This window comes from Bradyrhizobium sp. Pha-3 (genome assembly GCF_042258325.1).
In the GTDB taxonomy this organism is placed as follows: domain Bacteria; phylum Pseudomonadota; class Alphaproteobacteria; order Rhizobiales; family Xanthobacteraceae; genus Bradyrhizobium; species Bradyrhizobium elkanii.
In genome coordinates, this window is the sequence record NZ_CP170151.1 from 6,118,133 (window position 1) to 6,138,727 (window position 20,595).

A 20,595-nucleotide genomic window follows, 5' to 3' on the forward strand; every position below is an offset into this window, starting at 1 on the left:
TCGATCGTAAGCTACAGATTCTTTCAGCGTGTTTTGCGCGCCGAACGCCCCTGAAAATCTCGCGCGTTGAGAGAATTTTCCACCCGGATCAACTAAAAATAGTACTAACGCCAGTAGGCCAGATACTCAAATGCATCCTGCGACGGACAATTAGACTAGGCAGGCGATTAGACTAGAGGGAATAGGAAATGGCTTGGACTTATACTGTTCGGCTCAGCGACCTCGGTGGCGCTGGAGCGGCAACGGATTCGGCCCTGGTTTACGACCTGGAGCAGGCGCTGAGCGTCTGGCAGGACTACGTCGGCGGCATCGGCAATCTTGCTGTCGATCTCAATATTACGACCACCGCCGTGGGGCGCGCAGATGGCGGGCCGACGTCGTCCTATTACGTCGGGACAAGCAATGGCATGGCCGTCTATGAACCTTCGAGCCAGTACGAACTGACGACGGGACAACACGTCAGCGGCACGACGAGCGACATCACCATCAATGTCGACACCTCCTATCTGCAATATCTCGATCTGACCTACGGTCTCAGCTGGAGCAGCTCGGTCCCCTACAACAAGCTGAACCCCATCGACGTGTTCCTGCATGAGATGATGCACGGGCTCGGAATGACGGGCTGGTACAGCCAGAGCGGCCAGCTCCCCGGCACCTATGAATCGACATTCGATACCTTCATCCAGAAGTCGGGATCGCTGGCCTATTTCACCGGCGCGCATGCAGAGGCCGCGTATGGCGGCCCGGTGCCGCTGACGACGGACAGCACCACGCAGAACTACTATCACTTCGGCAATCAGCAATCCGACTTCTACGCCTCGCCATCGACAGTCATTGATCCGCTCACGCTGGATCTGATGAATGGCATCGTGTTCTTCGACGACTACCAATACGCCATCTCACCGCTGGATCTCGGGGTGCTGAAGGACCTCGGATACAGCGTCCGCGGCTACGCCGACGACACCATGTACGGCACTGCAAGTGCGGATTCGCTCTATGGAACGACATCAAACGACCTGATCTCCAGCGGCGCAGGCAACGACATCATCGTTGCGGGTGCCGGCTTCGATACCATCGACGGCGGCGACGGCAACGACTACATCTACGCCGGCGCCGACGCGGACGTCTTGAGCGGTGGCAACGGCAACGACGTATTGCTCGGCGAAGACGGCGATGACGCGATCTATGGCGGCGCCGGATTCAACTATCTGTTCGGCGGCAGTGGCAACGACACTCTGGTCGGCGCGGGCGGCACTTCGGCCAGCGACGTCAACGTAATGTATGGCGGCGACGGCGCCGATTATCTGTTTGGCGGCGCCGGTACCAACTACTTCTATGGCGGCGCCGGTTTCGACACGATGTATGGCGGCTCGGGTTTGAACATCTTCATCTCGTCGGGCGAAGCCGACGGCAATCTGATCTATGGTGGCTCCGGCCAGAACTATGTCTACGGCTCGAACGGTGGGGACACCGTCACTGGCGGCACCGGCGTCGACGTCTTTCTGATGGGCTCGGGCGCGGACGACATCACCGGCGGTGGCGGCGTCGACTACGCCTGGGGCGGCGGCGGCAGCGACACCTTCAAACTCAACGACAAGACCTCCGATACCGAAGTTATGGTCGTCGAGGACTTCAATGCCGGCGGGGTCAACGACTTCGTCGATTTCGCAGGCACCTCGCTGCATTCATTCGCAGACGTCCAGGCCGCCGAATTCTACGCGGCAGGCATCAACACCACCATCATCACCGACGCCGCAGGCAACGCGGTGTGGCTGATCGGCGAGGCACCCGCACAGCTGAGCGCGGGCATGTTCAAGTTCAGCTGAAGCCGTTGGCTTCACGGCGTGGGCGATAGACGCGCCTTCAGCAAAAAGCCCCGGCCGATGCCGGGGCTTCTGACTTGATCGATCGCAATGGCAGCAGCTCAGTAGCGGTAGTGATCCGACTTGTACGGACCTTCCTGCTTGACGCCGATGTAGTCGGCCTGGTCCTTGCGCAGCTCGGTCAGCTTGACGCCGATCTTGGCGAGGTGCAGGCGGGCGACCTTCTCGTCCAGCGTCTTCGGCAGCACGTAGACCTTCTTGGCGTACTTGCTGTCCTTGTTGTTGGCGAACAGCTCGATCTGCGCCAGCGTCTGGTTGGTGAAGGAGGCCGACATCACGAAGGACGGGTGACCCATCGCATTGCCGAGGTTCACGAGCCGGCCTTCCGACAGCATGATGATGCGGTGCTTGTCGGGGAATTCGATCTCGTCGACCTGCGGCTTGATGTTGGTCCACTTCAGATTGCGCAGCGAAGCGATCTGGATCTCGTTGTCGAAGTGACCGATGTTGCAGACGATGGCGCGATCCTTCATCGCGCGCATGTGCTCGATGGTGATGATGTCCTTGTTGCCGGTGGCGGTGACGAAGATGTCGGCGCGCGGCGCCGCGTCTTCCATGGTCACGACCTCATAGCCTTCCATCGCCGCCTGCAGCGCGCAGATCGGATCGACCTCGGAGACCATGACGCGGCAGCCCGCCTGGCGCAGCGAGGCGGCCGAGCCCTTGCCGACGTCGCCGAAGCCCGCGACCATCGCGACCTTGCCCGACAGCATCACGTCGGTGCCGCGGCGGATACCGTCGACCAGCGACTCGCGGCAGCCATAGAGGTTGTCGAACTTCGACTTGGTGACGCTGTCGTTGACGTTGATCGCCGGGAACAGCAGCGTGCCCTTGTTGGCCATCTCGTACAGGCGATGCACACCCGTGGTGGTCTCTTCCGAGACGCCCTTGATGTTCTTGGCGATCTCGGCGAACCAGCCCTTCGGCTTCTCCTTCAGGAGGCGCTTGACCAGCGCGTAGAAGATCTCCTCTTCCTCGGAGCCCGGCTTGTCGAGGAAGGCGGTGTCGCCCTGCTCGGCGCGGTAGCCGGCATGCACCAGCATGGTGGCGTCGCCGCCGTCATCGAGGATCATGTTCGGCGTGCCGCCGCCGTGCCAGTCGAACAGCTTTGCGGTGTAGTCCCAGTACTCGATCAGCGTCTCGCCCTTGACGGCGAACACCGGAATGCCGGCGGCGGCGATCGCGGCCGCGGCGTGATCCTGCGTCGAATAGATGTTGCAGGAGACCCAGCGGATGTCGGCGCCGAGCGCGGCCAGCGTCTCGATCAGCACCGCGGTCTGGATCGTCATGTGCAGCGAGCCCGCAATGCGCGCGCCCTTCAGCGGCTGCTTGGGGCCATACTCCTCGCGGGTAGCCATCAGGCCGGGCATCTCGGTCTCGGCCAGCGAGATCTCCTTGCGGCCGAAATCGGCGAGCGCAATGTCCTTGACGATGTAGTCGGTGAAGCCGGGCTTCGTGGGGGCGTTCATTTGAGCGTCCTGTTGTTGAACGGGTCGTTCCGGGTCGCCTCGAAGAGGCGAACCCGGAATCTCGAGGTGATGATTAGGGATTCCGGGTTCGCTCGCTCTCGCGAGCGCCCCGGAATGACGCAAGTATCAGAGCGCGCGCTTCAGCTGCTCGACGAGATCGGTCTTCTCCCAGGAGAAGCCGCCCTCATTGTCGGGCGTGCGGCCGAAATGACCGTAGGCCGAGGTGCGCGCGTAGATCGGACGGTTGAGATCGAGGTGGCTGCGGATGCCGCGCGGCGTCAGATCCATCGCCTTGGCCGCCGCCTTCTCGAGCTGATCCTCCGACACCTTACCGGTGCCGTGGGTGTCGATGTAGATCGACAGCGGACGCGCCACGCCGATCGCATAGGCGAGCTGCAGCGTGCAGCGGTCGGCAAGACCGGCCGCGACGATGTTCTTGGCGACATAGCGCGCGGCATAGGCGGCCGAGCGGTCGACCTTGGTCGGATCCTTGCCGGAAAACGCGCCGCCGCCATGCGGAGCCGCGCCGCCATAGGTGTCGACGATGATCTTGCGGCCGGTCAGGCCGGAGTCGCCGTCGGGACCGCCGATGAAGAACTTGCCGGTCGGATTGATGTGCCAGATCGTCTTGTCGCTGATCCACTCCTTCGGCAGCGCCTCGCGGACATAGGGCTCGACGATGTCGCGGATCTGCTTGGACGAGAGGTCCTCGACCAGATGCTGATGCGAGACCACGATCTCCCGGACGCCGACCGGCTTGCCGTTCTCGTACTGCACCGTGACCTGGCTCTTGGAGTCCGGACCCAGCACCTTCTCGCGGCCGGAGTGGCGCGCTTCGGAGATCAGCCGCAGGATCTTGTGGGCGTAGAAGATCGGCGCCGGCATCAGGTCCGGCGTCTCGTTGGTGGCGTAACCGAACATGATGCCCTGGTCGCCGGCACCCTCTTCCTTGACCTCGCCCGGCTGCAGTGCGTCGACGCCCTGCGCGATGTCGGCCGACTGCGGATGCAGCAGGATCTCGATGTCGCAGTTCTTCCAGTGGAAGCCGTCCTGCTCGTAGCCGATGTCCTTGATTGCAGAGCGAACCACGCTCTCGATGTGGTCGTTGGTGACCGAGCTCGGGCCGCGCGTTTCGCCGGCGATCACCACCTTGTTGGTGGTCGCGAGCGTCTCGCACGCCGCGCGGATCTGCCACGGGTCGATGCCCGCTTTCGGTCCCTCGCGATAGAACAGATCGACGATCTCATCCGAGATACGATCACAGACCTTGTCCGGATGGCCTTCCGAGACCGACTCGCTGGTGAACAGGTAAGACGCGCGCATCAAGCAAACCCCTTGTTAAGTCGAAGTCCGACGTTGGTTGGTGAATATGTCCCCGGCATGTCAGTCTCGTCGCCGCGAGATGACGTAGGATTCGTCGTAGAACCACAGCCCGTTGTGTTTGCGGAGAACTTCGCGTGTGGCCTCGAGAGCTCGTCCGTTTTCGGTCGTTTCGGTCAACCGCTCATCTTCGATCTGCGCGACATACACCGCCGCATTCCACGCAGCAAAGGCCGTCGAGGTTCCGATCGAGCCGGTCACCTCATTGGGCAGCGCTTCCATATCATATCGGAAGATCGAACGGTTATCGGCGTAGGCGTTGAAGTTCAGCTCGCGGCCGGCGGAGCCCAGTTCGTATTTCACCGCGCGCAGTATCTCATGGCGGCTGACGGCGAAAGGATTTTCTCCGGGCCAGACGGATTGAATCATTTCAAGCCCGGGATCGCCGCCGTGGGAGTGGATTCCTATCAGCCGCCCGCCGCCGCGCAGCGCGCGGGCCAGCGGCGCGATGATCCGCTTGGCGCGGAAGTTCACCGAGGATTTGGCACGGTAGGGTTGCGAGGCGATCACAAGATCGAAATTGGCTTCGGTGCGGCCGGCCCGCGGAATGATGGAATCGAGCAGGAACCGGTGATCGTCCCGGTATAGGACCAGCGCCACCGGCCGCTCATAGATCGGCATCGCATTGCCGGGGCTGAGATTGGCGCGCCAGTTCTGCTCCAGGAATGGACCGAGTTCGGCGATCTGCGCCTCGAATTCGCCCGAGGAAGCGCCCCGCAGGGCTACCTCGTGCCAGATCATGCTGGCAGCCGCCGCGGAGTTCTTCGGCGTCAGCCACGGCGCCTCGGCGTAATACATGTTGGTGAACACGAAGACGCTGGCCGGATGCTCGAACAGGCGGTCAGGGACCTTGTCGAGGGTAAGGCGGACGTCCTCGAGGCTCAGTTCCTTGCCGGCGACATAGAACGGCATATGTGGGAAGCGGCCATGCATGGCACGCAGGACCCGCGCCAGCACCGTGCCGTCGCCCATCCCGGCATCGAAAACCCGCAGCGCCGGCGGCCGCGGGTGGATGGCCGCCAATTCCAGCGCGACCCGGTCGGCGATCACCCGCTTCTCGCTGCAGGTGTGAACGAACAGCAAATAGCGCTGGCGGTTCTCGAAGAACCGGAAATTGCCCCGCGGATCGCGCTTTTCCGGCGGCACCACGAGGCCGCGCGGCGGCGCCACGCCGCCCGGCGTCGAGGTCGCGATGAAGGCGTTGATGCGGTCGAGCGTATCGATGGTGATGCGCTTGCCCTCGCGCAGCCGGTACACCAGCTTGCCGTCGTTGACGGCACGGCGGCCGAACGTCGTCTCCGCCATGTCGGAGCGGCGGCAGAAATCCGTGATCTGGCTGAGGATTTCGTCGTTCTTCATGGCGCCTGGGGTGGGCAGCGGCGAGTGGGACGGAAGTGGGCAGAAATGATGACTGGCAGCGTCTTATCACCATTTTCCCACCAGTTGAACCCCCCTCTGCTGCCCGATCACCAAACAGTCAGGACCGCCCCCTGGACCGTCTCTTGGACCGCCCTGCCGTCGTCGATCGCCATGACGGCTTTACCCCCGGATGACCGATGCGCCGCCTGCTCCTGATCCCCGCCCTCCTGGCCGCTCTGCTCTGGTCGGCGCCCTGTTTCGCCCAAGCGCCCTCCGAGCTCGGCCCGCTCTGCACGACCGAGACCACGCCGGCCGACCAGATGATCGACGCCTGCACCAAGATCATCGCGCTGAAGGTGTTTTCCGGCGAGAGGCTCGCGACCATCTATTTCTGGCGCGCGGTCGGCTGGAACAAGAAGGGCAACTACGCCCAGGTGATATCCGATGCCACCGAGGCGCTGCGCCTCAAGCCCAGCACCGCCGTCTACAACCTCAGGGGCTCGGCCTATTTCGACAAGGGCGAGTACGACATCGCGATCGCCGACTTCAACGATGCGCTGCGCATGGGGCCGCCGAGCGGCATCATCTTCCACAACCGCGGCAACGCCTATCGCAGTAAGGGCGACTATGCCAAGGCGATCGCCGACTATGACGCCGCGATCAAGGCCGGTCCGAAGTCAGCCTTCTCCTATCAGAACCGCGGCGCGTCGAAGCGGGCGCTCGGCGACCTCGACGGCGCGCTCGCCGACATCAATGAGGCGGTCAGGATCGACCCGTCGCTGCCGCAGCCGCTGATCAGCCGCGCGGTGATCTGGCGCGCCAAGGGCGAGATCGAGCGCGCGATCACGGACACGTCGGAGGCGATCCGGCTCGCCAAGGCCAAAGCGCCCGTCAACATCATGACGCCGCCCGGCAGCGTGTTGATCTCGGCCTATACCCAGCGCGGCCTCAGCTACGAAGCGAAGGGTGATGCAGCGCATGCCAAGGAAGATTACGCCTCGGTGCTCGAAGGCGTGGCATCCGATGCCGGCAGCAAGGCCAACCAGGCCACCGCGAAAGTTCGGCTCGCGCTGCTCAAGGAGGCCGACGCAGCACCGCGCAAGACCGCGGCGGCGCCGGCCGCCGAGAGCAGCCCTGCCCCTGCACCGCCGGCTCCCGCCGCAGCACCGGCTGCGCCCGCAGCACGCGTGCAGGCCGCAGCAACCGGCCGGCGCGTCGCGCTGGTGATCGGCAACGGCGCCTATGCGCATGTCAAGGCGCTGCCCAATCCGCCGAACGATGCGCGCGCCATCGCCAGGAGCCTGCGCGACATCGGCTTCACCGTCTCCGAGGGGCTCGATCTCGATCGCGGCACGATGCAGACAACGATCCACGATTTCCTGCGCGAGGCGGCGCGGTCGCAGATTGCCGTGGTCTACTATGCCGGTCATGGCGTGCAGGTCGACGGCCGCAACTATCTCGTGCCGGTCGATATCGAGTTCAAGCCGGGCAGCCGCGCCACCGACGCGATGGTCGACATGGACACCATCATGGCCGGGCTCGACGACCAGATCCGCACCAACATCCTGATCCTCGATGCCTGCCGCAACAATCCGATGGCGCCGCAGCTGGCCTCGGCGGGTCCAAGCCGCGGCATCGAAGCGGGTTCCGGCCTTGCCGCGCCCGCCTCGCTCGGATCGGGCTCGACGCTCGGCGCCGGCACGCTGATCGCGTTTGCGACCGCGCCGGGCCAGGTCGCGCTCGACGGCGAAGGCGCCAACAGCCCGTTCTCGGCGGCGCTGTCGCGCCATGTCGGCACGCCCGGCCTCGAGGTGCAGCAGATGCTGACGCGGGTCCGCGCCGAGGTCGTCGCCGCGACCAAGGGCAAGCAGGTGCCGTGGTCGAACTCGTCGCTGCTCGGCGAGGTCTATCTGGCGGAGCAGTGATGGTGCGACGGGACAGCGTCGTTCCGGGGCGACGCGCAGCGTCGAACCTCAGGGGCCAATTGCGCCCCGGGGAATCTCGTCATTCCGGGTCTGGTGCTCGCGCACCATCCCGGAATGACGCTAGCGCGTCACTTCCCCCACACCTCGTTCGCGACCTCGACCGCGAGCCGCAGCTTGGCCCATTGCTCTTCCTCGGAGAGAATGTTGCCTTCCTCGGTCGAGGCAAAGCCGCATTGCGGCGACACCGCGAGCTGCTCGATCGGGGCAAATTTGGATGCCTCCTCCAGCCGCCGCTTGATGTCGTCCTTCTTCTCGAGCTCGCCGAACTTCGAGGTGATGACGCCGACCACCACGACCTTGTTGCCCTGGGGCAGGAAGCGCAGCGGCTCGAAGCCGCCGGCGCGGTCGGAATCATATTCGAGGAAATAGCCGTCGTAATTGGTGCCGGCGAGCAGGGTCTCGGCGACGGGCTCGTAGCCGCCAGAGGAGATCCAGGTCGAACGGAAATTGCCGCGGCAGACATGGGTCGTGATCACCATGTCGGACGGACGATCGGCGATCGCGTAGTTGATGACGCGGGCGTAGATCTCCTGCAAACCGTCCGGATTGTCGCCGCGGTCGCGCGATTTCTGCAATTCCTCCTGCGAGCACAGATAGGCCCACACCGTGTCGTCGAATTGCAGATAGCGGCAACCGGCGTCGTAGAACGCCTTGACCGCCTTGCGATAGGTCTTGCCGAGGTCCTGATAGAATTCCTCGAGGTCCGGATAGACCTCCTTCGAGATCAGCTTGCGGCCGCCGCGGAAATGCAGCACCGCCGGCGAGGGGATCGTCATCTTCGGCGTGACGTGCGCCTGGTCGGCGTACTTCTTCAGGAAGCGGAAGTGATCGAGCATCGGGTGATGATCGGAGAAATCCAGCTTGCCGATCACCCTGATGGCGTCGTGCCGGGTCTGCACGCCGGCGAACTGGATGCCCATGTCGGGATGGAACAGCTCGCAGCCGGTCAGATGGCTGAGGAAATCGAAGTGCCACCAGGAGCGGCGGAACTCGCCGTCGGTCGCAAGCTTCAGGCCGACCGAGGCCTGCTTGTGTACAACCTTCTCGATTTCCATGTCCTCGACCTTGCGCAGCTCGTCGGCCGAGATTTCGCCCTTCTCCAATCTGGCGCGGGCCTCCTTGATCTTCGGCGGCCGCAACAGGCTGCCGACCTCGTCGGCGCGGAACGGAGGCTTGGTTCGCTGCATGGTCAACTCCCGGACGTTTCCAGTGTGCCTTCTAGTGTGCCTTCTAATGTGCCTTGGCCCCGGAGACGCCGAGGTGGCGCTCGAGGACGGAGGGATCGGCTTTCAGCGCGCTGCTTGCGGCATCATGCACGATCGTGCCGCGTTCCAATATCACAACGCGGTCGGCGAGCCCCAGAATCTTTTGCGCGTTCTGCTCGACGATGATCGAGCAGATGCCGCCTGAGCGCGTGATGGTTCCGATCGCCTTTAACAATTCCTCAACGATGATCGGCGCGAGGCCTTCGGTCGGCTCGTCGAGCAGCAGCACTTTCGGATTCAGCGTCAGCGCGCGGCCGATCGCCAGCATCTGCTGCTCGCCACCGGACAGCTGGTTGCCGAAATTGCGGCGCCGCTCCTGCAGCCGCGGAAACATCTCGTATACCCGCTCGACCGTCCACGGCCCGGGCTGCGCCACCGCGGTCATGTTCTCCTCCACCGTCAGCGAGCGGAAGATGTTGCGCTCCTGCGGTACCCAGCCGATCCCGGCGCGGGCGCGCTGATCGGGTCGCATCGCCGTGATGTCGCGGCCTGCGAGCGCTAGGCTGCCACTGAGGCGCCTGACGATGCCGACGATCGAATTGATCAGCGTGGTCTTGCCGGTGCCGTTGCGGCCGAGCAGCGCGAGCACCTGGCCCTCGGCAAGCGCCAGCGACATATCGGGCAGCACCACCGCCTCGCCGTATCCCGCACGCAGGCCCTGGATGGAAAGAAGGTCAGGCATCGGCGGCCTCGCCGAGATAGACCGCCCTCACCTGCGGATCGCGCGCGACCTCGTCGGGCGCGCCCTCGGTGAGCAGGCCGCCATTGACCAGCACCGAGATGCGGTCGGCGAAGGAGAACACCAGATCCATGTCGTGCTCGATCAGGAGCACGGTGACGTCGCGCGGCAGTGCCGCGACCGCCGCGAGGATGTCGTGGCGCTCGCTCTCGGGCACGCCGGCCGCGGGCTCGTCGAGCAGCAGCACCCGCGGCCTGGCGGCGATCGCGACCGCGATCTCGAGCAGGCGCTGCTTGCCATAGGGCAAGGTCGAGGTGAGCTCCGTCATCACGTCGAGCAGATGGAAGCGCGACAGGATCTCGGCGATCTCGGCATTGACGTCGCTCCGCGTCCCCATCCGTCGCCACCAGTCGCCGCCGCGGCCCATCCGTTCGGAGACCGCAAGCCCGATGGTCTCGAGCGGGGTCAGGTCGGGATAGAGCTGGTTGATCTGGAAGGTGCGCGACAACCCGCGCAGCACCCGCTTGTGCACGGACAGGCCGGTGATGTCGTTGCCTTCGAGCAGGATGCGCCCGCTGTTCGGCGTCAGCACGCCGGTCAGCTGATTGATCACGGTGGTCTTGCCGGCGCCGTTCGGCCCGATCAGCGCGTGGCGGGCGCCCTGTATCACCTTCAGCGAAAGATCGCGGGTGACGCGAAGGGCGCCGAAGGATTTTTCGAGGCCTCGTGTTTCCAGCGCGATCGTCATGACGCGTCGCTCTCCGGCACGGCGACGGCAGCCTTGCGACCGGCGAACTGGCGGATGATCAGGTTCGGCACGAACAGTACCCAGCGATGGATGCGCGCGCGGCCGACCAGCACGATCACGACCAGCACGAGGCCGATCCAGAACAGCCAGTATTGCGGGGTGATGCTCTGAAACGCCTCCAGCAGCATCTTGAACACGACGGCCCCGATCAGCCCGCCATAGAGGTAGCCGGTGCCGCCGATCACCAGCACGAGCATCAGGTCGGCGGAGCGCTCGAAGGAAAACACGTCGAGCGAGGCGAGTGCCGTGGTCTGGGTGAACAACGCGCCGGCGATCCCGGCATAGAAGGCGGCGAGCGTATAGACCGCGATCAGGCGGCGGTTGACCGGCACGCCGATCGCGGCCGCGCGCAGCGGATTGTTCCTGATCGCGCTCAGCGACAGGCCGAACGGCGAATGCACCACGCGGCGGGCGAGCAGGAACAGGATGAACAGCACGATCAGCGAGTAGAAGAACCCGGTCTTGCCGAACATGTCGAAGGTGAACAAACCGAGGATCGGCTGTATCTCGATGCCCTGCAGGCCGTCGGTGCCGCCGGTGATGTTGGAGAAGCGCTCGGCGAGCGCTTCCAGCAGCAATGCGATGCCGAGCGTCACCATCAGCCGTGTCAGGTCGACGCCGCGGATGACGAGGAAGCTGGTCAGGAAACCGAGCAGCGCCGCAACCAGACCGGCGGCAACCAGCGCAATGACGGGTTCGTTGATGATGCCGTGCAGCGCCAGCAAGCCAGCCGAATAGGCGCCGACGCCGAAGAACGCCGCGTGGCCGAGCGACACGATGCCGGCGTAGCCGAGGATCAGGTCGAGCGACAGCGCGAACAATCCGAGCCGCACGATATCGGTCATGATCAGATAGCGCGACGGGAACAGGAAGGCGCAGGCGAGCGCCAGCACCCAGAAGGCGACCTCGCTGACCCGCCAGCGGGCGCTGGCCATCGCGTGAGTGGAAACGTCTGATAGCGCCGTCATGACCGCCTCACCGCGCCGCGGTGCGGCCGAACAGGCCGTTGGGACGCCAGAGCAGGATCACGATCATCACCGTGTAGATCACGAACGGTCCGAGCTTCGGCACGTAATACTTGCCCGCGACGTCGGCGATGCCGAGCAGCAGCGACGCCAGGAACGGTCCGGTGATCGACGAGGAGCCGCCGACGGTGACGACGATCAGGAAGTAGATCATGAATTTCAGCGGGAAATACGGATCGAGCCCGAGGATCTCCGCGCTCAGCGCGCCCCCGAGACCTGCGAGGCCGCAGCCGAACGCAAAGGTGAAGGCGAACACCTGCGGCACGTTGATGCCGAGCCCGATCGCGGCGCGCGGATCGTCGACTGCGGCGCGCAGCCGGCTGCCGAACCGGGTCTTGGCGAGGATCAACTGCAGCGCCAGCGTGAGCAAGCCGCAGATCACCACGATCATCAGCCGGTAACGGCCGATGCCGACGCCGAACAGGTCGATCTGGCCTTCCAGCGCCGCCGGCAGCTTGATGAAGATCCGCGACGATCCCATGATGTAGTCCACCGCCGCCACCGACATGAACACCAGGCCGATCGAGAACAGCACCTGATCGAGATGGCTGCGGCTGTAGAGATGGCGGTACAGCGTGCGCTCCAGCGCAATGCCGATGACGGCGCTGCCGACAAAGGCGAGCGGCAGGCCTGCGAAGAACGGCCAGCCGGAATTATTCACCAGTACGGCGCAGATATAGCCGCCGGCCATCGCGAAGGCGCCATGCGCGAGGTTGACGAAATTCATCAGCCCGAGCGTCACCGCAAGCCCGCAGGCGAGCACGAACAGCAGCATGCCGTAGGCGACGCCGTCGAACAGGTTGGTGAGGATAGAGGCCATGGAGTCAGCTTAGCCGTGAGGACGCAACAAGAACAACAGCTCGAAGGTCAAGGTCATCGTCATGGCCGGGCCTGTCCCGGCCATCCACGTCTTTCTGCTCGCGGGAAGAAAGACGTGGATGCCCAGCACACCTGCGCGAAGACGCGCTTCGCGCTTTTGGCCGGGCATGACGTGGTGAGGGCCGGAGCGCACGCCGCCGATGACGATGCTATTTCTTGGTCTTGCCGGAATCCTTGACGGCCTCGAAGGTCGCGAACTCGACATTGTAGAGCTCGCCGTCGACCTTCTCGACCTTGCGGATATAGATGTTCTGCACGATGTCGCGGGTTTCCGGATCGATCGAGATCGGGCCGCGCGGGCTCTCCCACTTCATGCCCTTCATCGCCTCGATCAGCTTGTCGCCGTCGGTCGCACTATTGGTCTTCTTCAGCGCCTCGTAGATCAGATGGATGCCGTCATAGCCGCTGACCGCCATGAAGCCGGGGCGGTTGCCGAACGCCTTCTTGTAGGCGGCGACGAACTCCTTGTTCATCGCGGACGGATGCGCGGCCGAATAGAGATGCGCCGTCACCGCGCCGAGCGCGGCATCGCCCATATTGTTGAGCAGATCGTCGTCCATGACGTCGCCGGGTCCGATCACCCTGATGCCGCTCTTGTCGAGCCCGCGCTCGGCATATTGCTTCATGAAGTTCCCGCCTTGCCCGGCCGGCACGAATACGAACATCGCGTCGGGCTTGGAGTCTTTCATGCGCTGCAGGAACGGCGCGAAGTCCGGATTGGCGAGCGGGACCTTGACCTCTTCGACGATCTCGCCGCCGCCGGCGGTGAAGTGCTGCTTGAAGAAGGTCAGCGCATCGTTGCCGGGCGCGTAGTCAGAGGTCAGCGTCGCGACCTTCTTGATGCCGTTCTTCACCGCCCAGTCGCCGATGATGGTGGAGGACTGCGCCAGCGTGAAGCTGGTACGCACGATGTAGGGCGAACGCTCGGTGATGATCGAGGTGCCGGCCGCCATCACGACTTCCGGGATCTTGGCCTGCGTCGCCAGCGGCGCCGCGGCGAGCGCTGCGGGCGTCACGCCGAAGCCGGCGATGAAATTGACCTTGTCGTTGACGATCAGCTCCTGCGCGAGCCGCTTGGTGTTGTCGGGCACCGCGGCATCGTCCTTCAGGATGATCTCGATCTTCTTGCCGGCGACGGTGTCGCCCTTCTGCTGCATGTAGAGCTTGATGGCGTTATCGATCTGCTTGCCGGTCGAGGCCTGGCCGCCGGTCATCGGCAGGATCAGCCCGATCTTGACAACGTCGTCCGCCCACGCCGGCACGCTGGCACACAACCCGGGAAGCACGGCCGAAGCGGCGCCCCACAGCAACATTTTGCGACGATTGAACATCGACGTCCCTCCCCCTTCCGTTCTTCTGCATCGAGCCTTGGTCCCGGCTCTTGCCTTGTTTTAACTCAAGCATGCACGGCCAAGCCGCAACGCGACAAGGCGTCTCCCCGTGCCCTCTGTCAATCGGACGATGGACGTGTGCGGCGCGCGAGGCGATCGGGATTGGCTGCAGTGACAAGTATCAGGATACCAATACCGCTCCACAAGACTCAATGCCTCTGCGAGAGGCGGTCTCGCGCATTCAAGGCCGCCGCCGGCTCGATTCATTTGTACGATCGTACAAACGCAGCGACAATGTCAACAAACAAGCACAATTGCAGCCGAACGGTCGCGCACAAGATCATCATCCATAAAGACCAGGGCCGTATCTTGCCTCCCATGCCAATCATCACGCGTCCCATCGCTGTCCTGACTGCCATCGCGCTCGCGGCCGGCGCGCTCGGGGGATGCAGCTCCATGAACCAGAAGCTCTCGGCCGGCATGGCCGACACCATTCCAGCCTGGGCCGGCGGCCTGCCGGCGGATGCACCGCCGCGGCCGGGCACCCCGGAATACGACAAGTTCATGCAGGATCGGGAACGCAAGCGGCTGATGCCTGCGGCCCAGCGCGGCGACGAGGCGAAGCCGGCAACGGCACCGCAGGACGCGGCCCGCTGAGCGCACGCTCGGCTGGCCGCAGAGCCCGCATCGCCTTGTGCTGGCCGAGTGAAGCGCGGATCAGTCGACGAACACCACGGTCTTGCGTCCGTTGAGGATGACGCGATCGGCGAGATGGTAGCGGATCGCGCGCGCCAGCACCCGGCGCTCGATGTCGCGCCCCTTGCGCACGAGATCCTCAGGCGTGTCGCGATGGCTGATACGCTCGACGTCCTGGTCGATGATCGGCCCCTCGTCGAGATCGCTGGTGACGTAATGCGCCGTGGCGCCGATTAGCTTGACGCCGCGGTCATGCGCCTGATGGTAAGGCTTGGCGCCCTTGAAGCCGGGCAGGAAGGAATGATGGATGTTGATGCAGCGGCCCGACAGCCGCGCCGACATCTCGTCCGACAGGATTTGCATGTAGCGGGCCAGCACCACGAGGTCGGTCTTGGTGTCCTGGGCCAGCTTCCACACCGCGTCTTCCTGCTGCCGCTTGGTCTCCTTCGTCACCGGCAGATGATGGAACGGGATATCGCCGAAATCGAGCGAGCCGTAGGTCTCGCGCGGATGGTTGGAGACAACAGCGGTCGGGATCATTTCGAGCTCGCCGGTGCGCCAGCGGTAGAGGATGTCGACCAGGCAGTGATCGGACTTCGACACCAATAGCATCACCCGGCGACGGGTGGCGCGATCGCGCATCTGCCATTCCATGCCGAACCGTTCGGCGATCGCGGCAAAGCCGGTCTGCAGCGCCGCGAGCTCGACCGCGAGGTCGGCCGCGGTGAACACCACGCGCATGAAGAACTTGCCGGTTTCGACGTCATCGAACTGCTGGGCGTCCAGGATGTTCTGGCCGTTATGGGCGAGAAACGTCGAGACCGCCGAGACGATCCCCGGACGATCCGGACAGGACAGGGTCAAAACGAATTGATGGTCGGGCATGCCAATTGACCAAAGCTTGAGCAGATTGGTGGAACGGTCATTTTCGGCCCTCGTCTACACCGCAGGCGGCCTTGCGCCAATCCCGGCGCGGGGGTCAAATCGAACAAATGACCACAATGTTTGTTAGGGACCATCATGGCTGAACGGCTGAACGGCTACCGCATCCTGATCCTCGAGACGCGCGAGGAGGCGCAGTTTTCCCGCCTGCTCGCCGAGCAGGGGGCCGACGTGCTGCAATGCCCGATGTTCACCATCCACGATGCGCCTGATGCGGCGCCGATCGAGGGCTGGATTCGCCGCGCCATCGAACGGCCGCTCGATGACCTCGTGCTGATGACCGGCGAAGGCCTGCGCCGGCTGATGAAGGTCGTGCGCCGGATCGGCGTCGAGCGGGAGTTTATCGATAGCCTCGCCAAGGCGCGCAAATTCGCCCGCGGCCCAAAGCCCGGCCGGGCGCTGCGCGAGATCGGCCTGGAACCGCAAATGACGACCGAGAAGCCGACGTCGGAAGGCGTCGCCGAGATGCTGTCGAAGCTCGAGTTGACCGGCCATCGGCTCGGCCTGCAGCTCTATCCGGACAAGGATCACGCCACCCTGATCGACGCGATCAAGGCACAGGGCGCCGAGGTCGATACGGTGCTGCCCTATGTCTATGATGCGCAGGCCGCCGACACCAACATCGTCACCGCGATCGATGAGATGGCAGAGGGCCGCATCGATGCGATCGCGTTGACCAATCTCGGTCAGGTCCGCCGCCTCATCGAGGTGGCACGGGCGCGCGGTTGCGAGGACAGGTTACGCCAGGGGTTCGAGCGTACGCCGATCGCTTCCGTAGGACCTGCGGTATCGGACGAACTCAAGTCCCACGGCCTGCGCACCGATATCTATCCGGCGGAAGACGCCTTCTTCATGCGGCCGCTGATATCGGCGATGGCGGCGGCGCTTTCGAAAAATCCGCCGCGCGCGACGGCGCGAGGCTAATCAACCTTGGCGCCGGCGAACTTGACCACCTTGCCCCACTTCTCGGTCTCGTCGGCCACCAGTTTGCCGAAGTCGGCAGCCGAGCCCGGCAGCATGATCGCGCCGATCTCGGTAAACCGCGCCTTGGCTTTGGGATCGGCGAGGATTTCGTTGACGGCCTTGTTGAGCCTGTCGACGATTTCAGGCGGCGTGTTCTTCGGCGCCGCGAGGCCGTACCAAGCGCTGGCCTCGTAGCCCGGCAGGAAGTCGGCGACCGGCGGCAGGTCCGGAAGCACGTCCGAACGGGTCGTGCTGGTGACCGCTAGTCCCCGCAGCTTGCCGGATTTGACGTGCTCGGCGCAGGTCGGAAGATTGTCGAACATCACCTGCATCACGCCGGACAGCATATCGGTGAGCGCCGGCGCGCCGCCCCGGTAGGGCACGTGCTGCATGTTGATGCCGGTCAGCATCTTGAACAGTTCGCCCGACATGTGGATCGTCGAACCGTTGCCTGAGGACGCCATGTTGAGCTTGCCTGGATTGGCCTTTGCATAGACGATCAGTTCGGGAATCGACTTGATCGGCAGCGAGGGGTGCACCACCACGACGTTGGGAAAGCGAATGATGCCCGCGATCGGCTCCATCTCGCGCATGAAGTCGAAGGGCAGCTTTTGGTAAAGCGTCGCATTGATCGCATTGGCCGGCGCGACCAGCAGCAGCGTGTAGCCGTCGGGCGCCGCGCGCAGCACCTGCTCGGTGGCAATGTTGGTCCCGCCGCCCGGCCGGTTCTCGACAATGAAGGATTGCCCGAGCTTTTCCGACAGCCACTGCCCCATCAGGCGCGCCGTCAGGTCCGCCGAACCGCCGGGAGTATAGCCGATCACGAGGTGAACCGGCCGCGTCGGATAGGCCTCGGCACTCGCTTTTCCAAATGTGAGCGGAAGCGCAGCCGTAGCGGCTGCAAGTTGCAGGAACTGGCGGCGTAGAACCTTCATGATGTCTCCTCCGACGCACTGGCGGCTCTTGCGGCACGCTTGGGCACGCGCATCCTAGCCGCACGGCGTCGCCAAGCCGACAGATATTCTCAGTCGGAGGGCGGGAGGTTCACCGCGTCACTTCGTCTCGCGCAGATAGGCCTGGTACGCGAGGGCGATGCCATCCTCGAGCGAGGTGGTGGCGCGCCAGCCGAGCCTGGCCAGCCGGCCGACGTCGAGCAGCTTGCGCGGCGTGCCGTCCGGGCGCGACGTGTCGAAGCTGATCTCGCCGCGATAGCCGACGGCGGCCGCGACGACGCGCGCGAACTCGGCAATGGTGATGTCCTCGCCGGTGCCGATATTGACCAGTTCGGGCGAGGAATAGGTCTTCATCAGATGGACGCAGGCGTCGGCGAGATCGTCGACATAGAGGAATTCGCGGCGCGGCGTGCCGGTGCCCCACACCGCGACGTTGCCTGCGCCCGAAACCTTGGCCTCGTGGAAGCGGCGGATCAGCGCGGCGACGACGTGGCTGTATTCGGGGTGATAATTGTCGCCGGGGCCGTAGAGATTGGTCGGCATCACGCTGATGAAATCGGCGCCGTACTGGCTGCGATAGGCCTCGGCCATCTTGATGCCGGCGATCTTGGCGATGGCATAGGGCTCGTTGGTCGGCTCCAGCGGGCCGGTCAGCATCGAATCCTCGCGCAGCGGCTGCGGCGCCAGGCGCGGATAGATGCAGGACGAGCCGAAGAACATCAGCTTCTCGCAGCCATTGGCGTGGGCCGCCTCGATCACATTGCTCGAGATCGCCAGATTTTCGTAGAGGAATTCCGCACGCAGCGTGTTGTTGGCGACGATGCCGCCGACCTTGGCGGCAGCGAGAAATACAGCCTGCGGCCGCTTCGCCGCAAACCACGCGTTGACCGCGGTTTGTTCGCGCAGATCGACCTCGCTGCGCGACACCGTCAGGAGATCGGCCTCCTCGCGCGCCAGCCGGCGCATCAGCGCCGAGCCGACCATGCCGCGATGGCCGGCAACGAAGACCGTCTTGCCCTTCAGCTCAAACGCCGTGCTTGCCATTGGCCGCGTCCTGCCTGGCCTCGACGAGATCGCTGGCGACCATTTCCTTCACCAGCTGCGCGAACGGCGTCTTCGGCGCCCAGCCGAGCTTGGCGCGCGCCTTGCTGGCGTCGCCGATCAGAAGATCGACCTCGGTCGGGCGGAAATAGGTCGGATCGATCTGCACCAGGGTGTTGCCGGACGCCTTGTCGACACCGACCTCCTCGACGCCCTTGCCGCGCCATTCGATGCTGCGGCCGACCTCGGCAAACGCCAGCTCGACGAACTCGCGGACCGACCGCGTCTCGCCGGTCGCGAGCACGAAGTCGCCGGGCTCGTCGACCTGCAGGATCCTGTGCATGCCCTCGACATAGTCGCGGGCGTGGCCCCAGTCGCGCTTGGCGTCGAGATTGCCGAGATAGAGCTTGTTCTCGAGGCCGACCTCGATGCGGGCGACGGCGCGTGTGATCTTGCGCGTCACGAAGGTCTCGCCGCGGATCGGGCTCTCATGGTTGAACAGGATGCCGTTGCTGGCGAACATGCCATAGGCCTCACGGTAGTTCACCGTGATCCAGTAGCCATAGAGCTTGGCGACGCCATAGGGCGAGCGCGGATAGAATGGCGTGGTCTCCTTTTGCGGCACCTCTTGCACGAGCCCGTAAAGCTCCGAGGTCGAGGCCTGGTAGAACCGCGTTTCCTTTTCCATGCCGAGGATGCGGATCGCCTCCAGCAGCCGCAGCACGCCGATCGCGTCGGCGTTGGCGGTGTATTCCGGGCTCTCGAAACTGACCTGGACGTGGCTCTGGGCGGCGAGGTTGTAGATCTCGGTCGGCCGGATCTGCTGCACCAGGCGGATCAGATTGGTCGAATCCGTCATGTCGCCGTAGTGCATCAGGAACGGCACGTTGCCGGCATGCGGATCCTGGTAGAGATGGTCGACGCGCGCGGTATTGAACGAGGACGACCGGCGCTTGATCCCGTGCACGGTGTAGCCGAGACCGAGCAGATATTCGGCGAGATACGCGCCGTCCTGCCCGGTAACGCCGGTGATCAGCGCAACGCGCCGCTTTGAGTCCTGAGCCGCCGAATCCTTAACCGCCATGTCATCTCCAGAGAGCGCGAAAACCGCGCGATCCCGACGAGGCCGGTCTGTAGCATCCGGCCTGCCCCAAGTCTAATGGCTTAATCGTTTGAAATCAGGACTTTAGGTCTACGAAAACGGCTCAATGCGCCCGGAACCCGTCACTCGCCATAGTGGCGCAGCCGGTCAAGGTTGAGGATGGTCACCCCGCCATATTCGAGCCGCAACAGCCCTTCCCGCTCGAGCCGCTTCAGGCACTGGTTGGCGTTCTGCCGGGAGATTCCCGACAGCGCCCCGATCTCCTCCTGGGTGATCTCGAGGTGCAGCGTCAGGTCGGGATAGAGAATCGGATTGAACAGCGAGGCGATCGAGCGCGCCAGCCGCGCCGTGGCGTCCAGCGTGCGGCCGTATTCGAGCAGCGCGATGAACTGGCCGAGCCGCTCATTGAGCGAGCCGACCAGGAATCGGTTGAAGCCGACGCTGTTCTCGAACAGCCAGACGAAGGTCCGGCGATCCATCATCGCCAGTCGCGTGTCGCGCAGCGCGACCACATCGTAGCGCCGGGGCTCATTCTTGAGTACGGTCCCCTCGCCGAACCACGCGCCTGCGGTGAGGCCCGCGAAACTCGCCGCCTTGCCGCCGCGCGAGACGATGCCCATGCGCGCCAGCCCGGTGACGATGCCGGTCCAGTACTGGAAATTGTCGCCGCGCATGAAGATGAATTCGTTGGCGCGGTAGGATTTCTCGGAAATGCCGGCGCGCGCGATTTCGATTTCTTGCTCGCTCAATTCGCGCGACCAGGCCGCGATGCGCCTCAGGTAATCAGCAGCAATCATTCTAGCGACGGCATCCCACCCCAAGATACTTCAAAGAT

At 64.3% G+C, this 20,595-nt stretch carries 18 protein-coding genes; 4 read left to right on the forward strand and 14 right to left on the reverse strand.

From position 1 onward, the window contains the following. Positions 1-188 precede the first annotated feature (188 nt). Positions 189-1,826: a calcium-binding protein gene (locus tag ACE10X_RS29080; RefSeq protein ID WP_051003361.1), complete on the forward strand. Its 1,638-nt coding sequence runs from the start codon at positions 189-191 to the stop codon at positions 1,824-1,826. Between the two features lie 98 nt (positions 1,827-1,924). On the opposite strand, the gene ahcY is transcribed toward ACE10X_RS29080, so the two are convergent. The 3 genes from ahcY to ACE10X_RS29095 all read right to left on the reverse strand — a co-directional run bounded on the left by ahcY (position 1,925) and on the right by ACE10X_RS29095 (position 6,091). Further along, entirely contained in the window at positions 1,925-3,352 is a 1,428-nt protein-coding gene (ahcY, locus tag ACE10X_RS29085; protein WP_375763225.1) for an adenosylhomocysteinase, read from the reverse strand. 126 nt (positions 3,353-3,478) lie between these two features. After that, entirely contained in the window at positions 3,479-4,675 is a 1,197-nt protein-coding gene (metK, locus tag ACE10X_RS29090) for a methionine adenosyltransferase (protein ID WP_028338318.1), read from the reverse strand. 60 nt (positions 4,676-4,735) lie between these two features. Continuing rightward, on the reverse strand, positions 4,736-6,091 hold the full coding sequence (locus tag ACE10X_RS29095) for a hypothetical protein (protein ID WP_038388537.1): 1,356 nt from the start codon (positions 6,089-6,091) through the stop codon (positions 4,736-4,738). Between the two features lie 197 nt (positions 6,092-6,288). Between ACE10X_RS29095 and ACE10X_RS29100 the strand changes: the two genes are divergently transcribed. Next, on the forward strand, positions 6,289-8,016 hold the full coding sequence (locus ACE10X_RS29100) for a caspase family protein (RefSeq protein WP_375763226.1): 1,728 nt from the start codon (positions 6,289-6,291) through the stop codon (positions 8,014-8,016). Positions 8,017-8,144: 128 nt separating this feature from the next. Here the strand turns inward: ACE10X_RS29100 and ACE10X_RS29105 are convergent, their stop codons facing one another. From ACE10X_RS29105 to ACE10X_RS29130, 6 genes are all read right to left on the reverse strand, one after another. Continuing rightward, the gene (locus ACE10X_RS29105; protein ID WP_038388540.1) at positions 8,145-9,263 is read right to left on the reverse strand and encodes a cobalamin-independent methionine synthase II family protein; all 1,119 of its coding nucleotides are present in this window, start codon (positions 9,261-9,263) and stop codon (positions 8,145-8,147) included. Between the two features lie 43 nt (positions 9,264-9,306). Beyond that, on the reverse strand, positions 9,307-10,023 hold the full coding sequence (locus tag ACE10X_RS29110; RefSeq protein WP_038388541.1) for an ABC transporter ATP-binding protein: 717 nt from the start codon (positions 10,021-10,023) through the stop codon (positions 9,307-9,309). After that, positions 10,016-10,768, reverse strand: a complete 753-nt coding sequence (locus ACE10X_RS29115) for an ABC transporter ATP-binding protein (protein ID WP_038388542.1) — start codon at positions 10,766-10,768, stop codon at positions 10,016-10,018. Before ACE10X_RS29115 ends, ACE10X_RS29110 begins: the two co-directional genes overlap by 8 nt. Next, a complete protein-coding gene (locus ACE10X_RS29120; RefSeq protein WP_375763227.1) occupies positions 10,765-11,796 on the reverse strand; it encodes a branched-chain amino acid ABC transporter permease in 1,032 nt (343 codons plus the stop codon). The genes ACE10X_RS29115 and ACE10X_RS29120 overlap by 4 nt, the downstream gene beginning before the upstream one ends. A gap of 7 nt (positions 11,797-11,803) precedes the next feature. After that, on the reverse strand, positions 11,804-12,673 hold the full coding sequence (locus ACE10X_RS29125) for a branched-chain amino acid ABC transporter permease (RefSeq protein ID WP_038388544.1): 870 nt from the start codon (positions 12,671-12,673) through the stop codon (positions 11,804-11,806). A gap of 208 nt (positions 12,674-12,881) precedes the next feature. Then, positions 12,882-14,063, reverse strand: a complete 1,182-nt coding sequence (locus ACE10X_RS29130; RefSeq protein ID WP_038388545.1) for an ABC transporter substrate-binding protein — start codon at positions 14,061-14,063, stop codon at positions 12,882-12,884. Between the two features lie 378 nt (positions 14,064-14,441). On the opposite strand from ACE10X_RS29130, the gene ACE10X_RS29135 reads away from it, so the two are divergent. Continuing rightward, a complete protein-coding gene (locus tag ACE10X_RS29135; protein WP_038388553.1) occupies positions 14,442-14,720 on the forward strand; it encodes a hypothetical protein in 279 nt (92 codons plus the stop codon). A 60-nt stretch (positions 14,721-14,780) separates the two neighbouring features. Here ACE10X_RS29135 and purU read toward each other — a convergent pair whose 3' ends face one another. Continuing rightward, a complete protein-coding gene (purU, locus tag ACE10X_RS29140) occupies positions 14,781-15,644 on the reverse strand; it encodes a formyltetrahydrofolate deformylase (protein ID WP_375763228.1) in 864 nt (287 codons plus the stop codon). A 135-nt stretch (positions 15,645-15,779) separates the two neighbouring features. Between purU and ACE10X_RS29145 the strand changes: the two genes are divergently transcribed. Then, positions 15,780-16,625 (forward strand): uroporphyrinogen-III synthase, encoded by an 846-nt coding sequence (locus tag ACE10X_RS29145; RefSeq protein ID WP_038388547.1) that lies wholly within the window; start codon positions 15,780-15,782, stop codon positions 16,623-16,625. On the opposite strand, the gene ACE10X_RS29150 is transcribed toward ACE10X_RS29145, so the two are convergent. The 4 genes from ACE10X_RS29150 to ACE10X_RS29165 form a co-directional block, all read right to left on the reverse strand. Further along, positions 16,622-17,599, reverse strand: a complete 978-nt coding sequence (locus ACE10X_RS29150) for a tripartite tricarboxylate transporter substrate binding protein (RefSeq protein WP_038388548.1) — start codon at positions 17,597-17,599, stop codon at positions 16,622-16,624. The two genes, ACE10X_RS29145 and ACE10X_RS29150, sit on opposite strands and share 4 nt — an antisense overlap. Before the next feature lie 117 nt (positions 17,600-17,716). Beyond that, positions 17,717-18,661: a GDP-L-fucose synthase gene (locus ACE10X_RS29155; RefSeq protein WP_304557737.1), complete on the reverse strand. Its 945-nt coding sequence runs from the start codon at positions 18,659-18,661 to the stop codon at positions 17,717-17,719. After that, positions 18,642-19,742, reverse strand: coding sequence for a GDP-mannose 4,6-dehydratase (gmd, locus tag ACE10X_RS29160; protein WP_304557736.1), 1,101 nt, complete (start codon positions 19,740-19,742; stop codon positions 18,642-18,644). Before gmd ends, ACE10X_RS29155 begins: the two co-directional genes overlap by 20 nt. 140 nt (positions 19,743-19,882) lie before the next feature. After that, positions 19,883-20,557 carry a Crp/Fnr family transcriptional regulator gene (locus ACE10X_RS29165; protein WP_028343069.1) on the reverse strand — a complete coding sequence of 225 codons (675 nt, stop codon included), beginning with the start codon at positions 20,555-20,557 and terminating at the stop codon, positions 19,883-19,885. Positions 20,558-20,595: the final 38 nt, after the last annotated feature.